The following is a 19,224-nucleotide window of genomic DNA, read 5'->3' as shown; positions in this document are numbered from 1 at the left end:
CCATTAGATGCGTTCCATTTTCGGTAACCACACGCGAATCAGCGAGAACAGGCGATCCAGGTCGATCGGCTTGGCCAGGTAATCGTTGGAACCTGCCGCCAGGCAGCGCTCCTGATCGTCCTTCATGGCCTTGGCCGTCACGGCGATGATCGGCAGTTTGCGCCAGCGCGGATCCTGGCGGATCAAGGTCGTGGCCTCGAAACCGTCCATCTCCGGCATCATCACGTCCATCAGCACCAGGTCGATGTCCTCGACTTCATTCAATTTTTCAATCGCTTCACGGCCGTTCCGGCCAATGACCACGACTGCGCCTTTTTGCTCCAGCGCACTGGTCAGGGCGAAGATGTTGCGCACATCGTCGTCCACCAGCAGCACCTTGCGGCCCTCGAAGACCTTGTCGCGACTGCGCGCGGTCTTGAGCATCTTCTGCCGCTCATGGGACAACTGGGATTCGACTTTGTGCAGAAAGAGTGTCACCTCATCCAGCAGTCGTTCTGGCGAGCGGGCGCCCTTGATAATGATCGAGCGCGAATACTTGCGCAGCTCGGCTTCTTCATCACGGGTCAGGTTGCGCCCGGTGTAGACAATCACCGGCGGGAACGAGCAGATATCCTCGGTGGACATGCGCTTGAGCAGATCGTTGCCGAGCATGTCCGGCAGCTTCAGGTCGATGATCATGCAGTCGAAAATCGTTGTGCGCAGCAGGTCCAGCGCCTCCTGGGCGAAACCGACGGCGGTGATCTCGATGTCTTCGTCGCCGATCAGGCGGGCAATGCTGTCGCGCTGCAAGTCATCGTCCTCTACCAGCAGGACCTTTTTGACCTTTTGGGTCAACTTGGCCTCCAGCCGCGCGAACACGTCCTTGAGCTCTTCGCGGGTGGTCGGCTTGACCGCGTAGCCGATGGCGCCCATGTGCATCGCGGCTTCGACCCGGTCTTCGACCGAGATCACGTGAACCGGGATGTGCCGGGTTTCGGCATGTTCCTTGAGGCGCTGCAACACGGTCAGCCCGGAATGATCCGGCAGGCGCATGTCCAGCAGGATGGCGTCGGGAATGAACTCCTTGGCCAGGTCGTACCCTTCGTCGGCACCGTGGGCCACCAGGCACTGATAACCCAGTTCGTGGGCCAGGTCGTAGAGGATGTGGGCGAAATTCACCTCGTCTTCCACCACCAGAATGCAGCGCGTGGCGAACGGTGCCTTGGCGCGGTCATCGTCGAAACGCGGGATGTCGATTTCGGCAATCAACGGCGCCAGTGCGGCGACCACGGGTTTTGGCGTGTACGCGACCGGGGTGGCGCGCATCGGCTCGACCGGTTCGTCACCCGGTTCGACGTACTGCTGCGGCAACACCAGGGTGAACGCACTGCCCTGCCCCGGTTCGCTGGTGACGCTGATCGAACCGCCCAGCAAATTCGCCAGATCCCGGGAAATCGACAGGCCCAACCCGGTGCCGCCATAGCGGCGATTGGTGGTGCCATCGGCCTGACGGAAGGCTTCGAAGATGCTTTCCTGCTGATCCGGGGCAATGCCGATCCCGGAGTCGCGAATGATGAAGGCGATGCCGTCGCCCGGCTGACTGGCCACGGTCAGGCTGACACTGCCTTTTTCGGTGAATTTCACCGCGTTGGACAGCAGGTTCTTGATCACCTGTTCCAGGCGCTGGCGGTCGGTGTAGATCATCATCGGCGCGCCGGCCTGCAGCTCGATCTGGAAGTCCAGCTTCTTGTCGGTGGCCATCGGCTGGAACATCCCGCGCAGGCCATCCACCAGACGGGCGACGCTGGTGTTTTCCGGGCGCATTTCCAGCTTGCCGGCCTCGACTTTGGAAATGTCGAGAATGTCGTTGATCAGGTTGAGCAAGTCATTGCCGGCCGAATAGATCGACTCGGCGAACTTGACCTGTTCGGCGCTGAGGTTTTCCTGCGGGTTCTCCGCCAGCAGCTTGGCCAGGATCAACGAACTGTTCAGCGGCGTGCGCAGTTCGTGGGACATGTTGGCGAGGAATTCGGACTTGTACTTGCTGGAGCGCTGCAACTCTTCGGCGCGGTCTTCGAGTTGAATCTGCGCCTGGTTGAGTTCGGTGTTCTTCAGGTCCATCGCGTCACGCTGATCGGCGAGGATCTGCGCCTGCTCGGCCAGTTGCTCGTTGGTTTGCTCCAGCTCCACTTGCTGGGTTTCCAGGTGCGCCTGGGACTCCTTGAGAATCCGTGACTGCTCTTCCAGTTCTTCGTTGGCGGTCTTGAGTTCTTCCTGCTGAACCTGGAGTTCTTCGTTGAGCTGCTGGGTTTCGGCCAGCACTTCTTGCAGGCGTTGACGGTAGCGAGCGGCCTCGATCGAGGTGCCGATGTTGCCGGCAATCAGCTCAAGCAATTCGATGTCACGCTCGTCCAGGGTCCGCAGGAAGCCCAGTTCGATCACGCCATTGATCCGGTCATCGTCGCTGGTCGGCACCACCAGCACGCTGTGGGGCAAGCCTTCGCCCAAGCCGGAGCTGACTTTGAAGTAATCGGCCGGCACGGCATCCAGGCGAATCAGCCGGCCCTGTTTCACCGCTTGGCCGACAATCCCTTCGCCGTCGTAAATCGATTGATCCTGCTCTTCCTGTTCCCGGGACAAACCGTAAGAGGCCACACGCTTGAGACCGCCATGTTCTTCGCGCACATAAATGGCAGCCACGGCGGTACCCAGGTATTGCGCACAGAATTGCAGAATGTTGCGCCCCAGCAAGTTGAGGGTCAGTTGCCCCAGCACCTGCTCGGCCAGCTCAGTCTGGCCGCTGCGCAGCCAGGCTTGCTTTTCCAGACGGTCGGCAGCGGTCTGTTGCGCGGCCAGGTTGGCGCTGTAGTTTTGCGAAAGATTGAGCAAGTCTCGCCGGCCGATGTAGGCCAGCAACGTGCTGATCCCGGCCACGAACAGCAGGTACAGGGTGATGCTCCAGATCGTGGTGCGGCGCACTTCTTCGTTGCGCGTGGTGCGCAACTGCTGCTCCATGTCGATCACGTCCTGGAACTGGCTTCGGATTTCATCGGTCAGGCGCTTGCCGCGCCCGGCCTTTACCGCACCGCGATAGTCGCCACTGCTGCGCTGCAAATCGATCATCGACTGCGCGTAGGTGGCCCACTCGGTTTGCAAGGCCTGGAGACGACGCAGACGATCAGTTTGCACCGGGTTGTCGGCGGTCAGTTCGAGCAAGGTATTGAGGGCGACTGCGATTCTCGGCCTGGCCGTTTCGTACGGGTCCAGGAAGTGCTCGTCGCCGCTGAGCAGGAAACCGCGCATGCCGGTTTCCAGATCGACCGTCAGTTTCACCGCTTCATTGGCGTTATTGATCACCCGGTCGGTGTGTTCGACCCATTGGATGACAGACAACAGGTAAGTGATCAGCGCTACAAAAAAAACCGCGCTGATCACACCCACGCCAAGCGGCAAGCTGACGTTGCGGCTCAGGAGTTTACGGAATCGTTGCTCATCAACCGAAGACGCAGAGGTCATGGGGAAGGCCTTGTCGAACTGTTGAAAACCAAGGAGTTTGCCCCAAACCGGCGCGTTGATCTAATTTTCTGACAGCTTTGGCCGCAATTTCCTGCAATTAACTGCGCTTGATCAATGCCGCGCGTTATCCTTGGTGCCTCTTGTACAGCTATTGTTTTTTGTATCGGGTCGGGAACTTGTCAGGGTCTGGCATTTACTCAAGCAAGAGACCGGCGATTTTGATCGACCGCCGACCCGTAAATCCACCCTTGAGAGCCCCTACTATGTCCTCCAACGCATCCATCATTCTTGTCGTCGAAGACGATGCCATCGTGCGCATGCTGATCGTCGATGTGCTGGAGGAGCTTGAATTCAAGGTACTGGAAGCCGATGGCAGCGAACAGGCCCTGGAATTTCTCAATGATGAAGACCAGTACATCGACCTGATGATGACGGATGTGGGCTTGCCGGTAATGGACGGCCGTGAATTGGCTACCCAGGCGCGGATGCTGCGCCCGGAGCTGCCGATCCTGTTTGCCAGCGGTTATGCCGAAAGTATCGATGTGCCGGCGGGTATGCACGTGATTGGCAAGCCGTTCTCGATTGACCAGTTGCGGGACAAGGTCAAGGGCATGCTGGCCTGAACTGCGCGCCGGGCATGAACGAAAGGTAGCAACCGCTCGATAACAGAATCCTGTGTTTTAATTGCGCCCTTTTTGCGTCACCCCCCCCATCGCCCGCCGCCAAGGAACACGTTCATGAGTCAGCCCACAACCAAAGTCCTGGTCATTGGTTACGTCTGGCCCGAACCCCGCTCTTCGGCGGCCAGTGGGCATGTGATGCAAATTCTCGAGACGTTTTTGCAGGAAGGCTGGGACATCACGTTCAGCAGCCCGGCGGGTGTCGGCGAGCACAAGGCCGACCTCGCCGCGCTGGGCATTCGTGAATGCCCGATCGAGCTTAATAACAGCAGTTTCGACACCTTTATTGGCGAGTTAGCTCCGGATATCGTGTTGTTTGATCAATTCATGATGGAAGAACAGTTCGGCTGGCGCGTGGAAAAGCATTGTCCTGATGCGTTGCGGGTGCTTGAAACGTCCGACCTGCAAAGCCTGCGGCACGCCCGGCACCAGCGGCTCAAGGACCGCTTGAAGTCCAGCACCGACGAAAACGACTTCAGCACACTGTTTGCCCCGGCGCTGCGCGAAGAATTCGAGTTGATGGCCGGGACTGACCTGGCCAAACGCGAGATTGCCGCGTTGTATCGCTGCGACCTGAGCCTGATGATTTCGCCGGTGGAAATCGAGTTGCTGGTCGATCAGTTCAGGCTGCCGCGAGACTTGTTGCACTGGTGCCCGCTGATGCCCGACCTGCCGACAACGGCCCACACGGAGTTTGAGCAGCGTGCGCACTTTCTCAGCATCGGCAACTTCCGTCACGCGCCGAACTGGGATGCAGTGCTCTGGATGAAAACCGCGGTGTGGCCGTTGATCCGTCAACAATTGCCCGGTGCGCAACTGCATCTCTATGGCGCCTACACCCCGCCCAAGGCCACGGCTTTGCACAACCCGGCGCAAGGGTTTCACATCATGAACTGGGCGGAGGATGCGTTGCAGGTGATGTCAGCCGCGCGAATCTGCCTGGCGCCGCTACGGTTTGGCGCGGGGATCAAGGGTAAAATCGTCGACGCCATGCTGTGCGGCACACCCACGGTGACCACGCCGATCGGTGCCGAAGGCATGAGTGACGGGCTGCCATGGCCGGGCGCGGTGGGTGAATCCGCCGATGCGCTCGCCGCCGCTGCCGTAGCGCTTTATCAGGACAAAGCGCTGTGGACTCAGGCGCAGGAGCATGGCGACCAATTGCTCGCGGCCCAATACCGCCAGTCAGAGCACGGCCCGGCCCTGATCGAGCGGCTGCAAGCCTGTCGCCGTGACCTGGCGAACCGACGCCGAGACAACTTCACCGGCGCCATGCTTCGCCATCATGCCCATAAAAGTACGCAGTACATGGCCCAGTGGATCGAGGCGAAAAATCGTCATAGTGAGTCATCCACTTCTGATTCTCGCGGGTGATTTCTGACGTGAAGTAGCTGGCTTAACGCTATGTTTATGTGAATGTTTCCGTGCATTGAAAAACCCATTACCGGCTTCTAGGCTTTGGTCACGAGTTCATCAAATCTCGCCCCCACGGATGGGGAGCCGAGTCACAGGCAGGAGCCTTGAAATATGTCCAACAGCCCCACCTCCAATGTCGATACGCAACGCTGGATGAGCGAAGTCCCCGACATCGACCGCTTGAAACTCACCGAACTTATCTGGCCCGGCACGCACAACTCGGGCATGGATAAAAAAGCCCGCAACTACGAGGTGGTCCTCGGCAACTGGACCACCTGCCAGAACGATTCATTTGCCTGGCAACTGGCCAATGGTGTCCGCGCTTTCGACCTTCGCCTGGGTTACCGCGCGGGTTCACCCCGGGGTACTTTTTACTTCCATCACAATGGCTACCAATCCCTGCGGGTACTGGGTGAACTGATCGACGCAGTGAATGACTTTCTGGTTCGCAATCCGGATGAGTTCATCATTCTCGACTTTCACCAGTTACGTGACGGCAACCAGCACTTCGACTTCAAGCAGTTCAATGACTTGCTGGTGCAAGGGCTGGGCGCGCGGGCCATCTCGTCCGAGGATGAAGACAAGACCCTTGGCGAACTGAAGGCCGCGAGCAGCAAGAAACGCGTGATCATGGCCGCCAGCGGTTCGGTGGAACTGGATATGAACCTTTTCTGGATACGGGTCCCGCATCACTGGAGCGGCGAGCGCCTGACCAATGTCAGCGAGTTGCGCCAACATATCGTGCGAACCCTGGAAACACCTCGTCGCGACAACTACTTCTGGTCCCTGACCGCCACCAGCTACTCGTTCCTCGGTGGGCCGGTGGACATCCAGCAGCACATCAACGACTGGTTTCATTCATCGCGTGACTGGGTGACCCGCTGCAGCATCATCAGTACCGATTTTTTCGACGAGTCAGAGATTGTCGGTTATTGCTGGGTGGCCAACAGCATGAAGGCAGCGCCCAGGGTCGGTTGAGTCGAGACGCTGGCGCTGTCGGCCGTGAAAGAGGCATCATCACGGTGCAATAACAAAAAAAGTGCCCTGCCATGAGCCGATCCGCCAGAATCACCGATCCTTCCTACGAGTTGATGGACGACCATAACGGGTTGTCCATCATCTATCGCCAGCATGGTTTTCCGTGCCCGCTGGTGCGCTGGCATTTTCACAAGGAATACGAGCTGCACCTGATCGTGGCCAGTTCCGGCAAGGTGTTCATCGGCGACTACATCGGTAACTTCTACCCGGAAACGCTATTCCTGACCGGCCCCAACCTGCCCCACAACTGGATCAGCCAGATCGCCGAAGACGAAGTGGTGCCCAAACGGGACATGCTGGTCAACTTTACGGACGAGTTGTTCGACAGCGGCCACCTGGTGTTTGCCGAACTCAAGACCCTCACCCCGTTGCTGGAACGCGCCCAGTACGGCATCGAGTTCCGTTGCAAGCGCACCATTCGCCAGGCCATGACCTTGATGCAGCGTATCGCCGACACCAAAGGTGTGACCCGACTCGGGCATTTTTTCATTTTGCTGGAGCTGCTGGCGGCTTCCGACGATTACCAATTGCTGTCCGGAGCAACAACGGCGCAACTGGCGGATGAACATAACGTTGATCGCACCAACCGGGCGGTGGATTACATCTTCGCTCATTACGCCCGGGAACTGCCGCTGGAAGAAGTCGCCGAACACCTGGGCATGAAACCCACGTATTTCAGCCGGGTGTTCAAGCAAGCCACCGGGCGCTGCTTTATCGAATTCGTCAATCGCCTGCGGATCAGCAAATCTTGCGAACTGCTGGCCGACGGCGATAAACCGGTGACCGATGTATGTTTCGAGTCGGGTTTCAACAATATCTCCAACTTCAACCGACGCTTTCAGCAACTCAAGGGCATGACCCCTTCCCATTACCGTCGGTTGGCGGTGCAGCGGTTGACTGAGCAAAACCTCGGTTAAACGCTTTTTCTGTAGGAGCATGGCTTGCCCGCGATGGCGTTCTTGAGATCGCTATCGCGGGCAAGCCATACTCCTCCAAAGCCAAAAACCAATACGGATTCCATACCGGCCAATCGCCAGATAACCGTTCCGTCCGCCTCTCCCCCCAAACCCCAGTGCAAAAAAGTATCGATTAAAGTGCTACGGATGATTTGTCAGCACCTCAATTGAAGGCTGTAATCAGTGCACATTCTTCCTGCGCAGGAAGACACAAAAACAATAACCGTCCTTCTGGCCCCGCCGGGTACAGAAAAGGAGTGCACGATGCAACCTTCTGTAAAAGCTCTGCTTGCCCTCACCTGCATGACCCTCAGCAGCGTCAGCCTCGGCGCTCAGACCCTGACCATCGCCACCGTCAACAACAGCGACATGATCCGCATGCAAAAGCTCTCGAAAACCTTCGAGACCGAGCATCCGGACATCAAGCTCAATTGGGTGGTGCTCGAAGAAAACGTCCTGCGCCAACGCCTGACCACCGACATCGCCACCCAGGGCGGACAGTTTGATGTGCTGACCATCGGCATGTACGAAGCGGCACTCTGGGGCGCCAAAGGTTGGCTGGAACCCATGAAGGACTTGCCGGCCAGCTACGCCCTCGACGATGTGTTCCCGTCGGTACGTGAAGGTCTGTCGGTCAAGGGTTCGCTGTACGCCCTGCCGTTCTACGCTGAAAGTTCGATCACCTATTACCGCACTGACCTGTTCAAGGACGCCGGGCTGACCATGCCGGAGCACCCGACCTGGACCCAGATCAGCGAATTCGCCAGCAAACTCACCAACAAAGATAAAGAGCAGTACGGCATCTGCCTGCGCGGCAAGGCCGGTTGGGGCGAGAACATGGCGCTGATCACCACCGTCGCCAACTCCTTTGGCGCGCGCTGGTTCGATGAGAAATGGCAACCTGAATTCAACGGTCCCGAGTGGAAAAACGCGCTGAACTTCTACGTGGACACCATGAAGAAATCCGGCCCGCCGGGCGCATCCAGCAACGGCTTCAACGAAAACCTGGCGCTGTTCAACAGCGGCAAGTGCGCAATCTGGGTCGATGCCAGCGTCGCCGGTTCGTTCGTCACCGACAAGACCCAAAGCAAGGTCAGCGAACACGTGGGTTTCACCTACGCACCGCACGAAACCACCGACAAGGGCTCGGCCTGGTTGTATTCCTGGGCGCTGGCGATTCCGACCAGTTCCAAGGCCAAGGACGCAGCGAAAACCTTCAGCGCCTGGGCCACTTCCAAGGAATATGGCGCACTGGTCGCCGAGAAAGACGGCATCGCCAACGTGCCGCCAGGTACCCGGGCTTCGACCTACAGCGACGCTTACATGAAAGCCGCGCCGTTCGCCAAAGTGACCCTCGAGTCGCTGAAAGTCGCCGACCCGAGCAAGCCGAGCATCAAGCCTGTGCCTTATATCGGCATTCAGTTGGTGACCATTCCTGAATTCCAGGGCATCGGTACGCAGGTCGGCAAGTCGTTCTCGGCAGCGCTGATCGGCCAGACCACGGTCGACCAGGCCCTGGCCGCCGCCCAGCAAACCACCGAACGTGAGATGAAGCGCGCCGGTTATCCCAAGTAACCCGCAACCTGCTCCCGCCTTATGTGGGAGCGAGCTTGCTCGCGATGACGGTCGCCCATTCAACACTGTGGGTGACTGATCCACCGCCATCGCGAGCAAGCTCGCTCCCACATTGGATCTTCATAGGTCTGCATGAATCGGTTTTAACGCCATGAATATTTCAACTGCCAAAGCTCAAATGGACATTCCCCAACCGGTGCGTAAAAGCCGGTTGTCCAACCCCGGCTGGTTTCTGGTCAGTCCTTCGGTAGCCATGTTGCTGCTGTGGATGATCGTGCCGCTGGGCATGACCCTCTACTTCTCGGTGATCCGCTACAACCTGCTCAACCCCGGCGAGAACGAGTTCGTGGGGCTGGAGAACTTCACCTACTTCCTGACCGACTCGGGTTTCCTGCCCGGCGCCACCAACACGTTGCTATTGGTGGGCAGTGTGCTGCTGATCAGCGTGGTGTTCGGCGTGTTGATCAGTGCGTTGCTGGAGGCCAGTGAGTTTCTCGGTCGCGGCATTGTGCGGGTCATGCTGATTTCGCCATTCTTCATCATGCCCACCGTCGGTGCGCTGATCTGGAAGAACCTGATTTTCCATCCGGTGTCGGGGATTCTCGCCTACGTCTGGAAACTGTTCGGCGCGCAACCGGTGGACTGGCTGGCCCACTACCCGCTGCTGTCGATCATCATCATTGTGTCCTGGCAATGGCTGCCCTTCGCGATCCTGATCCTGATGACCGCCATGCAGTCCCTCGACCAGGAACAGAAAGAAGCCGCACGCCTCGACGGTGCCGGCCCGGTCGCGATCTTCTGGCACCTGACCCTGCCGCACCTGGCGCGTCCCATCGCGGTGGTGGTGATGATCGAAACGATTTTCCTGCTCTCCGTGTTTGCCGAAATCTTCACCACCACCAACGGTGGCCCCGGATACGCGTCGACCAACCTCGCCTACCTGATCTACAACCAGGCGCTGGTGCAGTTCGATGTCGGCATGGCGTCCGCCGGCGGTTTGATCGCGGTGGTGATTGCCAACGTCGCGGCCATCGTGCTGGTGCGCATGATCGGCAAAAACCTGACAGACAAAGCCTGAGGCCTGCGCCATGACTCTTCAACAATCCCGCCGCCTGCAAAGTTTGCTGCTCGGCACCCTGGCCTGGGCCATCGCGATCCTGATCTTCTTCCCGATCTTCTGGATGGTGCTGACCAGTTTCAAAACCGAAATCGACGCGTTCGCCACGCCGCCGCAGTTCATTTTCACGCCGACGCTGGAAAACTACCTGCACATCAATGAGCGCAGCGATTACTTCAGCTTCGCCTGGAACTCGGTGGTGATTTCCTTCAGCGCCACGGCCCTTTGCCTGCTGATCGCGGTGCCGGCGGCCTACTCGATGGCGTTCTACGAAACCAAACGCACCAAAGGCACCTTGCTGTGGATGCTCTCCACCAAGATGCTGCCGCCGGTGGGCGTGCTGATGCCGATCTATCTGCTGGCCAAGAGTTTCGGCCTGCTCGATACCCGCATCGCGCTGATCGTGATCTACACGCTGATCAACCTGCCGATCGTGGTCTGGATGATTTACACCTACTTCAAGGACATCCCGAAAGACATCCTCGAAGCCGCTCGCCTCGACGGAGCAACCCTGTGGCAGGAAATGGTCCGGGTGCTGCTGCCGATCGCCAAGGGTGGCCTGGCCTCCACGGTGTTGCTGTCGCTGATCCTGTGCTGGAACGAAGCGTTCTGGTCCTTGAACCTGACCTCGTCCAAAGCCGCGCCACTGACCGCGTTGATCGCCTCGTACTCAAGCCCCGAAGGCCTGTTCTGGGCCAAGTTGTCGGCCGTATCGACCCTGGCGTGCGCGCCGATCCTGATCTTTGGCTGGATCAGCCAGAAACAACTGGTCCGCGGCCTGTCGTTTGGCGCTGTGAAATGAATCGCTAAAAGATCGCAGCCTTCGGCAGCTCCTACACAGAGCCCCCGATCCACGCGATCCCCTGTAGGAGCTGGCGCAGCCTGCGATCTTTTGATCTTCAAGGCCGCGCAGCTCAACTGAATAACAACACGTGGAGGCCCATCATCATGGCCAACCTGAAAATCAAGAATCTGCATAAAGGCTTCGAAGGCTTTTCCATCATCAAGGGCATCGACCTGGAAGTGAACGACAAGGAATTCGTGGTCTTCGTCGGCCCGTCGGGCTGCGGCAAGTCCACCCTGCTGCGCCTGATCGCTGGCCTTGAAGAAGTCAGCGGCGGCACCATCGAACTCGATGGCCGCGACATCACCGAAGTCAGCCCGGCCAAGCGCGACCTGGCGATGGTGTTCCAGACCTACGCCCTGTACCCGCACATGACCGTGAAAAAGAACATGTCGTTCGCCCTCGACCTGGCCGGCGTGCCAAAAGCCGAAGTCGAGAAGAAAGTCGGCGAAGCCGCACGCATTCTCGAACTCGGGCCGATGCTGGAACGCAAGCCGAAACAACTGTCCGGCGGCCAGCGTCAGCGCGTGGCCATCGGCCGGGCGATTGTGCGCAACCCGAAAATCTTTCTGTTCGACGAACCGCTGTCCAACCTCGACGCCGCCCTGCGGGTGCAGATGCGCCTTGAGCTGTTGCGCCTGCACAAAGAACTGAAAGCCACCATGATTTACGTGACCCACGACCAGGTCGAAGCCATGACCATGGCCGACAAAGTCGTGGTACTGAATGGCGGCAAAGTTGAGCAAGTGGGTTCGCCGCTGGACCTGTATCACCAGCCAGCCAACCTGTTTGTCGCAGGCTTCCTCGGCACGCCGAAAATGGGCTTCCTCAAGGGCAAAGTCACCGGCGTCGACAGCCAGAGCGTTGAAGTGCAACTGGACGCCGGCACCCGCATCACCCTGCCGTTGAGCGGTGCCAATTTGAGCGTCGGCGGCCCGGTGACCCTGGGCATTCGCCCGGAACACCTCAACCTCGCACAACCCGGCGACTGCACCTTGCAAGTCACCGCCGACGTCAGCGAACGCCTGGGCAGCGACACTTTCTGCCACGTGGTGACCTCGTCCGGCGAAGCGCTGACCATGCGCGTTCGCGGCGATCTGGCCAGCCGTTATGGCGAGTCGCTGAGCCTGCACCTGGATGCCGAACACTGCCATTTATTCGATGCCGACGGCGTAGCGCTCACCCGCCCGCTGCGCGCCGCTGCCTGACGAGACTATGCGATGAAACTCAATAAACAGAACCTCCATCGCCTCGCGCCTGAGGTGGTGCTGCCCGCCTACGCCCTGAGCGATACGCGCCAAGGCATCGCCCACATCGGCGTCGGCGGTTTTCATCGGGCGCATCAGGCGTATTACACCGATGCGTTGATGAACACCGGCGAAGGCCTGGACTGGGCGATTTGCGGGGTTGGCCTGCGCGCCGAAGACCGCCGCGCCCGGGACGATTTGAAGGAGCAGGATTACCTGTTCACCTTGTTTGAACTGGGCGACAACGACGACGCTGAAGTGCGGGTGATCGGCTCGATTCGCGACATGTTGCTGGCCGAAGATGGCGCCGACGCGCTGATCGACAAACTCGCCAGCCCCGAGATCCGCATCGTCTCCCTGACCATCACCGAGGGCGGTTACTGCATCGACGACAGCAACGGCGAATTCATGGCCCATCTGCCGTTGATTCAGCATGACCTGGCGCACCCGAATGCACCGAAAACCGTGTTCGGTTTCCTCTGCGCAGCGCTGGCCAAACGTCGCGCCGCCGGTACGCCAGCGTTCACTTTGATGTCCTGCGATAACCTGCCGCACAACGGCGCGGTCACCCGCAAGGCGCTGCTGGCCTTCGCTGCCCTGCGCGATGCCGATCTGCGGGACTGGATCGACCAGAACGTCAGTTTCCCCAACGCCATGGTCGACCGCATTACGCCGATGACCAGCACCGAGCACAAGCTGCAACTGCACGACAAACACGCGGTCGACGACGCCTGGCCGGTGGTCTGCGAACCGTTTGTGCAATGGGTGCTGGAAGACAAGTTCGTCAACGGTCGCCCGGCCTGGGAAAAGGTCGGCGTGCAGTTCACCGACGACGTCACGCCCTACGAAGAGATGAAGATCAAGTTGCTTAACGGCAGCCACTTGGCCCTGACCTATTTGGGGTTCTTGAAGGGTTACCGCTTCGTCCACGAAACCATGAACGACCCGCTGTTCGTGCAGTACATGCGCGCCTATATGGACCTGGACGTCACGCCGCAACTGGCGCCGGTGCCGGGGATCGATCTGACGGATTACAAGAACACCCTGGTGGCGCGCTTTTCCAACCAGGCGATTGCCGATCAGTTGGAGCGGGTGTGTTCGGACGGCTCGTCGAAGTTTCCGAAATTCACCGTGCCGACGCTTAACCGTTTGATTGCCGACGGTCAGGAAACCAAGCGTGCGGCGTTGGTCGTGGCAGCCTGGGCTTTGTATTTGAAGGGCGTGGATGAGAATGGCGTGACCTACTCGATTCCGGACCCACGGGCGGCGTTCTGTCAGGCGCTGGTGGCGGATGATGCGTTGATTACTCAGCGGTTGCTGGAGGTTGAAGAGATCTTCGGAACCGCGATCCCGCGTTCGCCAGAGTTTGTTGCGGCGTTTGAATGGTGCTGCAACAGCTTGCGGGAAGTGGGGGTTACGCGGACATTGGAGCGGGTGTTGGCTTAGATTGGTTGAGTGTCAGGGGGAACCACCCCTCACCCTAACCCTCTCCCCAAGGGGTAGAGGGGACACTGACCGAGTTGTTTTTTCGAGATACATCGACCTGAAACCTCGAGTCGAACTCAGGTTCGAAAAGCATGGAGATCGGCTCCCTTTCCCCCTCTCTCACCAAGGGGTAGCGGGGACTGACCGAGTTGTTTTTTCGAGATACATCGACCTGAAACCTCGAGTCGAACTCAGGTTTGAAAAGCATGGAGATCGGCTCCCTTTCCCCCCTCTCACCAAGGGGTAGCGGGGGCTGACCGAGTTGTTTTTTCGAGATACATCGACCTGAAACCTCGAGTCGAACTCAGGTTTGAAAAGCATGGAGATCGGCTCCCTTTCCCCCCCTCTCACCAAGGGGTAGCGGGGACTGACCGAGTTGTTTTTTCGAGATACATCGACCTGAAACCTCGAGTCGAACTCAGGTTTGAAAAGCATGGAGATCGGCTCCCTTTCCCCCTCTCCCCCTTGGGGCGGTCCGACGTTTCGGGAGGGCTGGGGTGAGGGGTGGCTCTTGATCGTGGCCCGTTTTCAACGTTTTGGATATCCCATGGCAAACCAACAACTATTCCTCGGCATCGACTGCGGCACCCAAGGCACCAAAGCCATCATCCTCGATGCCGTCAGCGGTCAGGTGCTGGGCCAGGGGGCCGCCTCCCACACGCTGATCAGCGGCGCCAACGGCCGGCGCGAGCAAGACACCAACCAATGGCTCGAAGCTTTCGCTCTGGCCACCCGCCGCGCCCTGCTCGCCGCCAACGTCGACGGCCAGGACATCCTCGGCATCGGCGTTTCCGGCCAGCAACACGGTTTGGTGCTGCTCGACGACCAAGGCCAGGTGCTGCGCCCGGCCAAACTCTGGTGCGACACCGAGTCCACCCCGGAAAACGACCGCCTGCTCGCGCATCTGGGCGGCGAGAAAGGCTCTCTGGAACGCCTCGGCATCGTCATTGCGCCGGGCTACACCGTGTCCAAACTGCTCTGGACCAAAGAACAACACCCACAGATTTTCGCCCGCATCGCGCGCATTCTGCTGCCCCACGACTTCCTCAACTATTGGCTGACCGGCCGCAGTTGCAGCGAATACGGCGACGCCTCTGGCACCGGTTATTTCAACGTGCGCACCCGTCAGTGGGACTTGCAGTTGCTGCGCGATATCGATTCCACCGGACGCCTGCAAGCCGCGCTGCCGGAGCTGATCGACGCGCACCAAGCGGTCGGCACGATCCTGCCAAGCATCGCCGAGCACCTGGGCATCAACCCGCAAGCGCTGGTCTCCAGCGGCGGCGGCGACAACATGATGGGCGCCATTGGCACCGGCAACATTCAGCCCGGCGCGATCACCATGAGCCTCGGCTCTTCCGGCACGGTCTACGCCTACTCGGAACAGCCCAAAGTCAGCCCGGACGCCTCGGTCGCGACGTTCTGCTCGTCAAGCGGAGGCTGGTTGCCGTTGATCTGCACCATGAACCTGACCAATGCCACCGGTGTGATTCGCGAATTGTTCGAGCTGGATATCGAACAGTTCAACAATCTGGTCGCCCATGCGCCGATTGGTGCGGACGGCGTGTGCATGCTGCCGTTCCTCAACGGCGAACGCGTTCCCGCTCTGCCCCACGCCACCGGCAGCCTGCACGGCCTGACCATGACCAACCTGACCCAGGCCAACCTGTGCCGCGCCGCCGTCGAGGGCACCACCTTCGGTTTGCGTTACGGACTGGACCTGCTGCGCCAGAATGGCTTACAAAGTCGCAGCATCTGCCTGATCGGTGGCGGCTCGAAAAGCCCGGTGTGGCGGCAGATCGTCGCCGATATCATGAACACCCCGGTGATCTGCACCGAACAAGCCGAAGCCGCGGCCCTGGGCGCGGCGATTCAAGCGGCGTGGTGCAAGTCCTGGGCTAACGGCCATGAAAGCACCCTGGCGGATTTGTGCGAACGCTGCGTAAAACTCGATCTGGCCAGCGAAACCCTGCCGATCGCCGACAATGTGACAGCCGCTCAGCAAGCCTACGAGCGCTATCAACAGCATGTCGCAACCCTTTAAAGAGCGAACAATTATGTATCTGGTGTGTGGCGAAGCGCTGTTCGATTTCTTCAGCGAAGACGATGCGAGCGGTCTGGCTTCGAAAGTGAATTTCAAGGCGATTGCCGGTGGCTCGCCGTTCAACGTGGCGGTCGGTCTGCGCCGCTTGGGCGTGGACGCGGCGCTGTTTGCCGGGTTGTCCACCGACTACCTTGGCCGACGTTTGCAGCAAGTGTTGCAGGATGAAGGTGTGCGCCCGGACTACCTCGTCGATTTCGCCGCGCCGACCACGTTGGCAATGGTTGCGGTCGGCGCCAATGGCTCGCCCCACTACAGCTTCCGTGGCGAAGGTTGTGCGGATCGGCAGCTACGCCTTGAGCACCTGCCGGTACTCGGGCCTGAGGTGCGCGGCTTGCACATCGGCTCGTTTTCGCTGGTGGTGCAACCGATTGCCGACACGCTGCTGGCGTTGGTGGGTCGCGAAAGCGGCAAACGCCTGATCAGCCTTGATCCGAATGTACGGTTGAATCCCGAGCCGAACATCGACCTGTGGCGTTCGCGGATTGCAGAATTGGTGGAATTGGCCGACCTGATCAAAGTCAGCGATGAAGACTTGAGCCTGCTGTATCCCGAACAGGATCCGCAGCGGGTGATCGAGGGCTGGTTGCAGCATCGCTGTCAGTTGGTGTTCCTGACCCGGGGTGGTGAAGGCGCGACAGTGTTCAGTCGTGTGCATGGTTCGTGGTCGGTGCCATCCGTTTCGGTGAAAGTTGCCGACACCGTGGGCGCCGGCGATACCTTCCAGGCGGCGTTGATTGCCTGGCTGACCGAACATCAACTGGATTCGGTGGACGGTGTTCAGCGGCTGAGTCGTGAGCAAATTGACGGGATGCTGAAGTTTGCGGTGCAGGCGGCGGCGTTGACGTGCAGCAAAACCGGGCCGGATTTGCCGTATCGCCATCTGCTAGATCTCCGCTGAGTTTTAGGGCTTCTTCGCGAGCAAGCCCGCTCCCACAATGGATCGTTGTCGAACACAACATCTGTGTTCACTGAAGATCCCCTGTGGGAGCGGGCTTGCTCGCGAAAGCGGCCTGCCAGACACCGCCCACCTCAAGATCACGACACCAAAAAGCCATACCTCTCAATCACCCGCCCTTGCCGTGAATAGGTAAACTGTCGCCCTTTTACGCGCACGACAGGAAGACGGACTTTTGAACTCAAGGCAAACGGCTGGACTGTTGCTACTCACCACGCTGCTAGCCGGTTGCAGCACCTCACCACCCCGCTCCCCCAACGATCTCTGTGAAATCTTCCGGGAAAAGAGCGACTGGTACGACGCCGCCCAGGTCACGCAAAAACGCTGGGGCGTGCCGATCCAGGTGCCTTTCGCGATCATGTATCAGGAGTCCGGCTATCGTTACGACGCCAAGACACCGCGCAAATACCTGCTTTGGATCATCCCGTGGGGCCGGGTGTCGACGGCGTCCGGTTATGCCCAAGCCAAGGATGAAGTCTGGTCCGACTACCAAAAAAGCACTGGCCGCAGTGGGGCCGACCGCGAGGATTTCGATGACGCCATCGACTTTGTCGGCTGGTACATGGACAAGACCGCCAGCATCAACGGCGTGTACAAGTACGACGCCTTCGGGCAATACCTCAACTACCACGAAGGCTGGGGCGGGTATCGTCAGAAAACCTATGCCAGCAAAGGCTGGCTGGTGGCGACGGCGGGCAAGGTTCAGGGGCGTTCCGATATGTATGCCCAGCAATATGCTGGGTGCAAGAATGATCTGGGTCGGGGGTTTTGGAGTCGGTTCTGGCATTGGCTTTGAGCCAGTGTGCAGTTGACCGTACCGCAACATTTAAGGCCTCTTCGCGAGCAAGCCCGCTCCCACAGGGGATCGTCGACGAACACAATAGCTGTGTTCACTGAAGATCCCCTGTGGGAGCGGGCTTGCTCGCGAAAGCGATCTACCTCACACCGCTACCCCAACGATCACAACACCGAAAAGTTGTAACTCACAATCAGCCTCGTCTCATCCACATCCCGGGCAAACTTCTCGTCATTCGCCCGATACGTCGCATTCCTCAGCCGCAAACTCACATCCTTGAACGTCCCGCTCTGCACCACGTACTTAAGCTCGCTGTCGCGCTCCCACTCTTTCCCGTCCTGATCGCTGCCCAGCACCTTGATGTGATCACCGTTCACATACCGGGTCAGGAAACTCAGCCCGTTAACGCCGATCGCCTTGAAGTCATAGTCATAACGCAACTGCCACGAACGCTCCTGCGCGGCGGCGAAGTCGTTGACCTGCACGTAATTGACCAGATACGGATTGGTGCCATCAAGGTACGGCATCGAGTTGTCGCCGTTCATACGCTGCCAACCAGCGCTGAAGGTGTGGCCACTCAACGCATACGACAGCATGCCGCTCAGGGCTCGGTTATCGATGGAACCGGCGCGAGCGGCGCCGCTGTCGGCACTTTTCAGTACCCGTAGATCCGCCTTCAGCACGCCATCGCCCAACGGTTGGTTGGCCAGCACACCGACAAAGTGCTGACGATAGATGTCCTCCAGCTCCGCGTAGTGATATTGCGCGGTCAAGCGCTCGTTGATCTTGTAGTCAAAGCCGTACATGTCGAAATGGTCGGCAGTGACGTTGCAGGCATAGCGCTTGTTCTTGCAGTGCACGCGAATGTCTTGGGAGTCCGTCGAATCCCGCGCGGTGTACTTATCCAGACGCGCCGCCATAACGGTCAGGTCTTTCACCTCTTTGGAGGTGAGCAGCGCGCCGTTGAACATGGTCGGCAGCAATCGGCCGTCGTTGTATTTGAGCAACGGCACGTCCGGCAGCAACGCACCGTACTTCAACACACTTTGCGACACCCGCACTTTGGCGGTCAGGCCGAGTTTGGCGTACTGGTCTTTCGAACCGCGCGGGTTCTCGCCGGACGACGGCAGCAAGCCGCTGTTGCTGCTGTCGGCGCTGGAATCGAGCTTGAGCCCGAGCATGCCCAGCGCATCGATACCGAAACCGACGGTGCCCTCGGTGTAACCCGATTGCAGATTGAGAATGAAACCTTGAGCCGTCTCTTCACGCTTGGACGCGCCCTGCTCGTTGCTGGTGTGCCCATCACGAAAGTCACGGTTGAAATACACCGTGCGCGATTCGATCTTCGCGGTGGTGTCGTCGATAAAACCGCTGGCTTGAACCGGCCCGGTAAAACCGGCGCACAGGACTAAAGCACCGAAGCCGAATGACTGGCGCGGTGTGATGAGGGGAAATGGGGGACGCATGAAAAGAAGCTCCAACAGTGCAGCGTTTGCGCAAGGCGCAATAAGCCAAA

14 protein-coding genes are annotated in these 19,224 nt (G+C 59.2%); 12 read left to right on the top strand and 2 right to left on the bottom strand.

The window, feature by feature from the left end; genetic code table 11:
• Positions 1-3: 3 nt before the first annotated feature.
• Positions 4-3,495, bottom strand: a complete 3,492-nt coding sequence (locus HB680_RS12710) for a response regulator (RefSeq protein WP_213938964.1) — start codon at positions 3,493-3,495, stop codon at positions 4-6.
• A 263-nt stretch (positions 3,496-3,758) separates the two neighbouring features.
• Between HB680_RS12710 and HB680_RS12705 the strand changes: the two genes are divergently transcribed.
• The 12 genes from HB680_RS12705 (at position 3,759) to HB680_RS12650 (ending at position 17,708) form a co-directional block, all read left to right on the top strand.
• Positions 3,759-4,118, top strand: a complete 360-nt coding sequence (locus HB680_RS12705; protein ID WP_213938963.1) for a response regulator — start codon at positions 3,759-3,761, stop codon at positions 4,116-4,118.
• Between the two features lie 114 nt (positions 4,119-4,232).
• A complete protein-coding gene (locus HB680_RS12700) occupies positions 4,233-5,549 on the top strand; it encodes a glycosyltransferase (protein WP_213938962.1) in 1,317 nt (438 codons plus the stop codon).
• Positions 5,550-5,702: 153 nt separating this feature from the next.
• Entirely contained in the window at positions 5,703-6,569 is an 867-nt protein-coding gene (locus HB680_RS12695; RefSeq protein WP_213938961.1) for a phospholipase, read from the top strand.
• Between the two features lie 71 nt (positions 6,570-6,640).
• Entirely contained in the window at positions 6,641-7,546 is a 906-nt protein-coding gene (locus HB680_RS12690; RefSeq protein WP_213938960.1) for an AraC family transcriptional regulator, read from the top strand.
• A gap of 303 nt (positions 7,547-7,849) precedes the next feature.
• Complete coding sequence (locus tag HB680_RS12685; RefSeq protein WP_213938959.1) at positions 7,850-9,160, top strand: sugar ABC transporter substrate-binding protein; 1,311 nt, start codon at positions 7,850-7,852, stop codon at positions 9,158-9,160.
• 178 nt (positions 9,161-9,338) lie between these two features.
• Positions 9,339-10,238: a sugar ABC transporter permease gene (locus HB680_RS12680; RefSeq protein ID WP_236708625.1), complete on the top strand. Its 900-nt coding sequence runs from the start codon at positions 9,339-9,341 to the stop codon at positions 10,236-10,238.
• A gap of 10 nt (positions 10,239-10,248) precedes the next feature.
• Positions 10,249-11,079, top strand: coding sequence for a carbohydrate ABC transporter permease (locus HB680_RS12675; protein ID WP_054046221.1), 831 nt, complete (start codon positions 10,249-10,251; stop codon positions 11,077-11,079).
• Between the two features lie 146 nt (positions 11,080-11,225).
• The gene (gene ugpC / locus HB680_RS12670; RefSeq protein WP_213938958.1) at positions 11,226-12,329 is read left to right on the top strand and encodes a sn-glycerol-3-phosphate ABC transporter ATP-binding protein UgpC; all 1,104 of its coding nucleotides are present in this window, start codon (positions 11,226-11,228) and stop codon (positions 12,327-12,329) included.
• Between the two features lie 12 nt (positions 12,330-12,341).
• Entirely contained in the window at positions 12,342-13,814 is a 1,473-nt protein-coding gene (locus HB680_RS12665; protein ID WP_213938957.1) for a mannitol dehydrogenase family protein, read from the top strand.
• Between the two features lie 586 nt (positions 13,815-14,400).
• Positions 14,401-15,897 carry a xylulokinase gene (gene xylB / locus HB680_RS12660; RefSeq protein WP_213938956.1) on the top strand — a complete coding sequence of 499 codons (1,497 nt, stop codon included), beginning with the start codon at positions 14,401-14,403 and terminating at the stop codon, positions 15,895-15,897.
• A 13-nt stretch (positions 15,898-15,910) separates the two neighbouring features.
• Positions 15,911-16,855, top strand: coding sequence for a carbohydrate kinase (locus tag HB680_RS12655; RefSeq protein ID WP_213938955.1), 945 nt, complete (start codon positions 15,911-15,913; stop codon positions 16,853-16,855).
• Between the two features lie 232 nt (positions 16,856-17,087).
• Positions 17,088-17,708 (top strand): hypothetical protein, encoded by a 621-nt coding sequence (locus HB680_RS12650; protein ID WP_213938954.1) that lies wholly within the window; start codon positions 17,088-17,090, stop codon positions 17,706-17,708.
• Positions 17,709-17,872: 164 nt separating this feature from the next.
• Here the strand turns inward: HB680_RS12650 and HB680_RS12645 are convergent, their stop codons facing one another.
• Entirely contained in the window at positions 17,873-19,174 is a 1,302-nt protein-coding gene (locus tag HB680_RS12645; protein ID WP_213938953.1) for an OprD family porin, read from the bottom strand.
• Between the last annotated feature and the right edge of the window lie 50 nt (positions 19,175-19,224).

This window comes from Pseudomonas sp. dw_612, from assembly GCF_018449725.1.
In the GTDB taxonomy this organism is placed as follows: domain Bacteria; phylum Pseudomonadota; class Gammaproteobacteria; order Pseudomonadales; family Pseudomonadaceae; genus Aquipseudomonas.
The sequence above is the reverse complement of the archived record's forward strand: the minus strand, read 5'-3'. Positions and strand labels throughout refer to the sequence as shown.

What these genes read in the sequence shown, in the direction of transcription:
- HB680_RS12710 (WP_213938964.1), bottom strand. Translation starts at nt 3,495, where the DNA reads ATGACCTCTGCGTCTTCGGTTGATGAGCAACGATTCCGTAAACTCCTG.
- HB680_RS12705 (WP_213938963.1), top strand. Translation starts at nt 3,759, where the DNA reads ATGTCCTCCAACGCATCCATCATTCTTGTCGTCGAAGACGATGCCATC.
- HB680_RS12700 (WP_213938962.1), top strand. Translation starts at nt 4,233, where the DNA reads ATGAGTCAGCCCACAACCAAAGTCCTGGTCATTGGTTACGTCTGGCCC.
- HB680_RS12695 (WP_213938961.1), top strand. Translation starts at nt 5,703, where the DNA reads ATGTCCAACAGCCCCACCTCCAATGTCGATACGCAACGCTGGATGAGC.
- HB680_RS12690 (WP_213938960.1), top strand. Translation starts at nt 6,641, where the DNA reads ATGAGCCGATCCGCCAGAATCACCGATCCTTCCTACGAGTTGATGGAC.
- HB680_RS12685 (WP_213938959.1), top strand. Translation starts at nt 7,850, where the DNA reads ATGCAACCTTCTGTAAAAGCTCTGCTTGCCCTCACCTGCATGACCCTC.
- HB680_RS12680 (WP_236708625.1), top strand. Translation starts at nt 9,339, where the DNA reads ATGGACATTCCCCAACCGGTGCGTAAAAGCCGGTTGTCCAACCCCGGC.
- HB680_RS12675 (WP_054046221.1), top strand. Translation starts at nt 10,249, where the DNA reads ATGACTCTTCAACAATCCCGCCGCCTGCAAAGTTTGCTGCTCGGCACC.
- ugpC (WP_213938958.1), top strand. Translation starts at nt 11,226, where the DNA reads ATGGCCAACCTGAAAATCAAGAATCTGCATAAAGGCTTCGAAGGCTTT.
- HB680_RS12665 (WP_213938957.1), top strand. Translation starts at nt 12,342, where the DNA reads ATGAAACTCAATAAACAGAACCTCCATCGCCTCGCGCCTGAGGTGGTG.
- xylB (WP_213938956.1), top strand. Translation starts at nt 14,401, where the DNA reads ATGGCAAACCAACAACTATTCCTCGGCATCGACTGCGGCACCCAAGGC.
- HB680_RS12655 (WP_213938955.1), top strand. Translation starts at nt 15,911, where the DNA reads ATGTATCTGGTGTGTGGCGAAGCGCTGTTCGATTTCTTCAGCGAAGAC.
- HB680_RS12645 (WP_213938953.1), bottom strand. Translation starts at nt 19,174, where the DNA reads ATGCGTCCCCCATTTCCCCTCATCACACCGCGCCAGTCATTCGGCTTC.